This is a genomic window from Brachyspira sp. (assembly GCF_029258575.1).
In the GTDB taxonomy this organism is placed as follows: Bacteria; Spirochaetota; Brachyspiria; order Brachyspirales; family Brachyspiraceae; genus Brachyspira.
In genome coordinates this window covers 1-6540 of record NZ_JARHYI010000007.1, presented here as the reverse complement: position 1 = coordinate 6540, position 6540 = coordinate 1, and the positions used below count along the sequence as shown (strand labels likewise).

The 6540-nt window shown below is 28.1% G+C and carries 6 protein-coding genes; 1 reads left to right on the top strand and 5 read right to left on the bottom strand.

Annotation, left to right across the window (positions count from 1 at the left end; all coding sequences use genetic code 11):
* Positions 1-43: 43 nt before the first annotated feature.
* A complete protein-coding gene (locus Q1J76_RS00640; protein WP_300365325.1) occupies positions 44-166 on the bottom strand; it encodes a hypothetical protein in 123 nt (40 codons plus the stop codon).
* A 407-nt stretch (positions 167-573) separates the two neighbouring features.
* Here Q1J76_RS00640 and Q1J76_RS00635 point away from each other — a divergent pair, with 407 nt between their 5' ends.
* On the top strand, positions 574-1281 hold the full coding sequence (locus Q1J76_RS00635) for an NERD domain-containing protein (RefSeq protein ID WP_300365322.1): 708 nt from the start codon (positions 574-576) through the stop codon (positions 1279-1281).
* Positions 1282-1515: 234 nt separating this feature from the next.
* On the opposite strand, the gene Q1J76_RS00630 is transcribed toward Q1J76_RS00635, so the two are convergent.
* The 4 genes from Q1J76_RS00630 to Q1J76_RS00615 are packed head-to-tail and all read right to left on the bottom strand — an operon-like array spanning position 1516 to position 6466.
* Complete coding sequence (locus Q1J76_RS00630) at positions 1516-2640, bottom strand: TRAP transporter substrate-binding protein (protein WP_300365319.1); 1125 nt, start codon at positions 2638-2640, stop codon at positions 1516-1518.
* A 24-nt stretch (positions 2641-2664) separates the two neighbouring features.
* A complete protein-coding gene (locus Q1J76_RS00625; RefSeq protein ID WP_300365316.1) occupies positions 2665-3348 on the bottom strand; it encodes a transaldolase family protein in 684 nt (227 codons plus the stop codon).
* 27 nt (positions 3349-3375) lie between these two features.
* The gene (locus Q1J76_RS00620; protein ID WP_300365313.1) at positions 3376-4443 is read right to left on the bottom strand and encodes a M24 family metallopeptidase; all 1068 of its coding nucleotides are present in this window, start codon (positions 4441-4443) and stop codon (positions 3376-3378) included.
* A gap of 25 nt (positions 4444-4468) precedes the next feature.
* The gene (locus tag Q1J76_RS00615; protein WP_300365310.1) at positions 4469-6466 is read right to left on the bottom strand and encodes an alpha-glucosidase; all 1998 of its coding nucleotides are present in this window, start codon (positions 6464-6466) and stop codon (positions 4469-4471) included.
* Positions 6467-6540: the final 74 nt, after the last annotated feature.

Genomic DNA, 6540 nt, shown 5'->3' with positions numbered 1-6540 from the left:
ATGAATAAGTATCTCTTTTCCTTCTGAAGTTTCTATACCATAATCAGGTATTATCTGATTCTAATAAATCTACTATAGGTAAATGTAATACCAAAAGTATTCCCAATATTTGAGTAGTTCCCATTTTTCTAGTTATAGACCAGGATATTTCTACAGGGAGAAACATCACTATAAGCCATAAAAAATCATCAGTGTCAACCCAGAATTGAGAAATCTACACTAAAGTTTTTGTACATTTTCAAATATGTTTACATTAGATATTATACTGCTAAACTCTAGTATACCCCCATCCTGCATATAATGACTTGTATAAGAAGCGAAAATATTTTTCCTATATTTGACATTAATCTTTGAATAAATGTTTGATTATCTTTTACTGAGTCCTTTATTACCTCTTTACTTACTACCTATATACCTGATATCTTTACAAATTCATTATAATATTTTGAAACTTCATTTCCTATTATCAATTATAAATTATATGATTATATTTTTTATATTTTTGATTATTGATTAATATATTCATAAGTTTATAATGATTATACTTTAATAGTTTATTAGAAGGCTAAAGTTATGGGATTATTAAAAAAAATTATTGGAAGCATCATAGATATTAATTCAATTAAAGGTAGAATTGGAGAAATGAAAGTAGATAATGCTTTAAATCCGATATTCTTTGATAAAACTGAACATAGACAAATAAATAATTTACTGATAATTGATAATGGTGGTAATAGTCACCAGATAGATCATATAGAAATAAGATCAAATGGTATATTCTGTATAGAAACTAAAAACTACAGCGGACTTATATTTGGAAGTGCAAATCAGGACAAATGGACTCAATGTTTATGGAAAGGAAAAAAGAATTATTTTTATAATCCTATAAAACAAAATAAATCACATATATTTCATTTAAAAAATATATTAGAAAATAAATATAATATAAATTCATTAATTGTATTCACTCAAAATAATGCTGATAAAATAAATATAAATAACGTAATTAATTTATGCGATTTAAAAAATTATCTTAATAACTTTAATGATGGAAGTAATTATACTGAAGATGATATGAATTATATTTATGAAAAATTAATTTCAAATAATAAACATATTTCTAATTCAGAGCATATAAAAAATATTGATAATACAAAGCAGAAAATAAAAAATAATATATGTCCAAGATGCAGTGGAAAATTAATTTTAAGAAAAGGAAAATACAGAGAATTTTATGGATGCAGTAATTATCCGAATTGCAAATTTACTATAAAGAAATAGTATTAAATAAATTATCTTCTCACACTTGGAAGTATAGTTCTTTTCTGAAAATATCCTGATTTTATTTTATCAAGTAAGTTATTATAAATTTCTTCATATTTTGATTCCATAAATTCCCCTGAATATGAATCAAAATATTATAATATACTTGTAAATAAATATTTTTTTAATAAAAAAAGATATCTTACAAAATAATATTGTAAGATATCTTAAAATAGGATATATTATTATAATTTATCTTTCAGCTTGCCTATTTATAGCTTCAATTTTTTTTGAATGTTCAGCTACTTTTTCTTCCAATTTAGTTATCCAAGGAGATACATCGTCACCATACTGTGATACTAACCAATCTTTAACAGGCTTACTCTGTTCTATAAACATATTAAGCTCTTCTTGTGAAGGGTTATATACTACACCTCCTCTAGCTTTGAAATCAGTATATGCCTGTATTTGCTGATGTTTAGGATAAGAATTCAAATAATTTCTCATATCTTCAAATGCATCTAAAACAATTATTCTCAAGTCTTCAGGCATAGAATTAAGTTTATCATTATTAATGAACCAAAATGCAGAAAGATAGGCATGATTATCCAATATTATATATTTTAAAGTTTCATGAAGTTTAGCATTAACAATATCAACTATACTTAATTTCACACCATCAACAACTCCTGTGGAAAGAGATGTATATATTTCAGAATAAGGCATAGCTGTAGGAGAACCTCCTAAAATAGTAACTAATTCCTGCTGTACTTGAGAAGGAACAGTTCTTATTTTTAATCCCCTAATATCATTTGGTACTTTTACTTGTTTTTTTTGAGTAGTAGCAAAATCTCTCCATCCGCCACTTGCTGCTATCATAACTAATTTTAACTGAGGATATTTTTCAGCTATAGATTCTCTTGCTGTATTAACTATTTCAGGATCAGATAATACAGCTTCAGCAACTCTGTCATTAGGAAATAAATAAGGTAAACCAAAGGCATTGGCAGGAGTCCAATATGATGCTAAATCATCTGTAGCTTTAAATATATCTATATTTCCGGTCATTAAAGCATCAATACCTTCTTTACCGCTTCCTGCCAATTGACCGTTTGGATAAATCTTTACTCCAACTCTGCCATTAGATTTATTTTCAACTATAGTTTTAAATAATAAAGAAGCTTGATGATTATAACCGTCAGTATTATGGTCATGTGAAGTAACCAAAATAAATTCGGCATTGCTAGGAGCCTGCATATAATCTAAATTATCAGGTCCTGAAGATCTTACTACACCCGATCTGGACTCCCCTAATTTACTACAAGCATTAAAATTAATCATAGATAATATAAATATTAATACAAATAACTTTTTCATACTGAACTCCTTTTAATTTAATTATTATCTGTTAGTATTGGTATTATCCCAAGCATTTGTGAATATACCCAATCCTTTATATGTAAAAGGATGTAGCATAGCTTCCTGATATACAGAAAGACCGCAAGTAACAGCATCAGCCCCATTTTTGAAAGCATGTGCTATCTGTGACCCGCTTCTTAAAGCAGCAACCAAAACTTTAGTATTAGCATTTATGGCTTTATAAGCATTTATAATACCTTCTATATATTCTCTAGTATCTTCTCCTGATGATTCTTTCCAACCTACAAAAGGTGATACAAATAAAGATTTAGCATGGGCTGCATATAAAGCCTGAGATATTGAAAATACTAATGTTAAATTAGTTCTTATTCCATTTTCTTCTAATTCATGAGCACTTTGTATTCCTGCTTCTATGCAAGGCAATTTAATAACGAAATTTTTTGAAATAGAAGCTATATCTTTAGCCATAGCAACCATTTCTTTAGCATCATTAAGATGAGGATTTACTTCTACAGAAATAGGAAAATCTTTATAATCCTTAAAACCTGTATCAGAAGCCCATTTAGCAATATCTTCTATTACTTTATAAAATGGCTGACCGCTGGCTTGTATATGTCTTGGATTTGTAGTAATTCCATCGATTCTGAATAATTCATAAGCCTTTTTAATTTCATCTAATTTTGCACTGTCTAAGAAAAATAACATAATTTTACTCCTTAATTTTATTTTTATTTATTTTTCCAAAGGTAAAGTTGAAGTCATACCCAAGTGAGTTAAAGTAGGAAAATCTTTTCCTATAGTAAGTATTTCTTTTGAATTCTCTAATATTAAAAGAGTTTCTTCAGCTTTAGTTCCTATCAAAGTTGGGTTATAAGCTATCATTTGATTTTTATAAATAGTTTCTTCCAAAGCAGGTCTTAATACCCATTCTCTTGATTCAAATCCTATAGCACCGCCTTGATGATGATTTAGATATTCTGTTTCAACATTTTCTTCTTTATAAGTCTTTACCATAAAATCCCATAAAGCTTTAGAGTTCATACCTATATTTGTTTCATTCATCAAAAGGTTATTTATTTTACATATTGTTTCATCTCTTTTCTTTTCTTCCTCTGTCCTCTTTCTAAAATAAACAATTCTTGATAATGCAATAACCACACCTTTATATCTAGGACATAAAACAGCTATAAATCTTTCATTAGCTATTTTAAATGTTGCTAAAGGATGTCTGTATACATTTAAATTGTCATCACATGCTATAAGAAGTACAGGAAGTTCTATATTTTCTTTGCCAAAAGCATATCTTATTTCTGCTTCTATTTGATACTCAGTTAAGCCTGGTTTTATATTTTTCATTGTTTTTTCTAATATAGAGGCTGAAGTTTTTCCTAATTCTATAGCAGTATTTATTTGATCATCAAATAAACTATACCTAAGTTTTTTTATATTAGCAAAATCTTCGTTAACTCCATTAAAACTAAAGTCAGCATTAACTTTTTTCCCTTTAATAAGTTTAGAAACATTTTTTGCAGGACCATCAACCCAAGAAAAAGATTTAACAGCTATACTTCCTTTAAAAATTTCCCTCTCTATTCTAGGAGCCTCATTATTTGAGGTATAGTAAAATGCATCATTCTTATCAACATAAATATATCCCAAACCAAAATCAGTATAAAAATTCATAGAATTTTCACATTGAGAGAACCAAGCAAATGAACTTCTTCTGTTTAATATAACAGCATCTATATCATTACTATCAATATAATCTCTTAATCTTTCTATAGCTTCACTTACAGCCATAATCAATTCTCCTTAAATTATAAAATCATAAAGATTTTAAACTTTTAAATAAATCTAAATACTTTGAAGTTTTTCTAATAAATACAGGAATATTTCCAACTTTACTTCCTACAGTTACAGTTTGTCCGCCTTCATATTCTTTATCTGTCCATAAATGTATCCATTTATCTTTAGGAAGATAAACATCCCAAATATCAGTTTTTTCTTTCCATACAGGAGCAACTAATATATCGCTTCCCAACATATATTCATAATCTACAGAATACGCCTCTTTATCATTTTCATATTCAAAAAATAAAGGTCTAATCAAAGATATTCCTCTTTCTTTTGCATCTTTCATAAAATGAATTCTGTATTCTTTTAATGCTTTGAATATTCTTACCATTTTTGAAAGAAGAACCATAGTAGTAGGACAATCATATAACTGCACATTATCATTAGGTCTGTTAGTTTCATGAGAACGCATAGCAGAAGTAAATGCAGCAAATTCTATCCATCTGTCATTCAATTCAGGAGTTCTAACATTTCCGTATAAAGAAGTATATCCTCCAATATCGCTATGATGATAAGAAAAACCGCTTACAGCAGAAGATAAAGCTGCAGGTATTACAGTAGCTAATCCATCATCTTTACTGAAATCTACACTCTGATCTCCAGCCCATAATACAGGTGCATATCTTTGAGCACGGCTTCCTGAAGCTCTCATAAAGATAAATATATCTCCTTTTTTACCTGCCATATCCAAAGCTATATCATTAACCTTAGCCCATAATATAGGCCATTCATTATGCTTTTGCATAGCAACTGATTCAGATAATTTTACATCTATAGGTAAATACTCTCCAAAATCAGCCATCCACCCTTCTATACCATAATCAATCATTTCTTCTACAAGTATTCTTTTAGCAAACCATTTGCATACCTCATCTCTAGTAAAATCAGGTATTCCACAATAGAATTCACCAAAATCAACTTCATATATTTCACCTTTATCATTTTTAGACAAATAACCTAAATCTTTAGCTTCTTTAAATAAATTTCCATCAACAGCTAAATAACAATTTGAATAAGCTAAAAAACGTATTCCTTCTTCTTTAAGTTTTTTAACATTCTCTTTAAAATCAGGGTATCTATTTGGATCATGAGCCCAATTCCACATAAGTCTTTGTCCGAAACTAGTCATTCTTATTCCTTCCCAGTCCTGAATCCAAATTCCTGATACATTAACACCATAAGACTTTAGATCATTAAGCACTCTTTTAATTTTATCCCAACCGCCCTGTATTCCAACTATAATGCCATCATTAACCCAGTCAGGTATATTAGGCTGTCTGCCAAAATACTCAGTAAAAGATTCCATTAATTTATAAAAACTATCTTCTTTCCATAAAATAATTTGTTCGGGTACTTTCCAAACACTTATCTCTGTAAAATTTTCATTTCTAAAATCAAATTCACTATAAGCATAACTGTCAGAGAATAAAGAGTATTTTTTACTAGACATATATGAAGGCTGAGGATAATTAGTAGTCCAATAATCACCTCCTGCCATACCTGTAGAATCAGACATCCAAGTAATATAAGTATTTTTATTTCTTCCAACCCCAGGTTCAGATGACCATATAGGAAATAATTTTCCTCGTAAATTGAAATGACTCATCTGTTCTCCAAGCCCATATATATGCTCATCTTTATCTGCTTTTATTCTTATCCAAAATCTTGAATATTCTTTTTTAGATTTTAATTTTAAAGCACATTTATTTTCTTCTTCACTGAAACTTAAAGTTACAGAATCTTCTCCATAGTAAAATTCTATATCATTATCTGTTTCTTTGAATAATTTTAAAGGTATTTTAGAATCTTCTAAATTTGTTATTCTGAAATTTCCTCTATACATTAATATATCTTCTCTGCCATCACCAACAAATATAGAAGGGGTATCCTTAGAATGTTCAAATATTAAAATATCATCTAAAAATATTTCTAATTTATCATTATTAATTTTTTTTATAAGTTTAGGCATATTAAAATCCTCATATCATTACCTAATACTTAAAATATATATTAGGTTTTATATTTTTAATCCTTATGCTTCAA

Coding starts and splice junctions, on each gene's coding strand:
- Q1J76_RS00640 (WP_300365325.1), bottom strand. CDS start 166: ATGTTTCTCCCTGTAGAAATATCCTGGTCTATAACTAGAAAAATGGGA.
- Q1J76_RS00635 (WP_300365322.1), top strand. CDS start 574: ATGGGATTATTAAAAAAAATTATTGGAAGCATCATAGATATTAATTCA.
- Q1J76_RS00630 (WP_300365319.1), bottom strand. CDS start 2,640: ATGAAAAAGTTATTTGTATTAATATTTATATTATCTATGATTAATTTT.
- Q1J76_RS00625 (WP_300365316.1), bottom strand. CDS start 3,348: ATGTTATTTTTCTTAGACAGTGCAAAATTAGATGAAATTAAAAAGGCT.
- Q1J76_RS00620 (WP_300365313.1), bottom strand. CDS start 4,443: ATGGCTGTAAGTGAAGCTATAGAAAGATTAAGAGATTATATTGATAGT.
- Q1J76_RS00615 (WP_300365310.1), bottom strand. CDS start 6,466: ATGCCTAAACTTATAAAAAAAATTAATAATGATAAATTAGAAATATTT.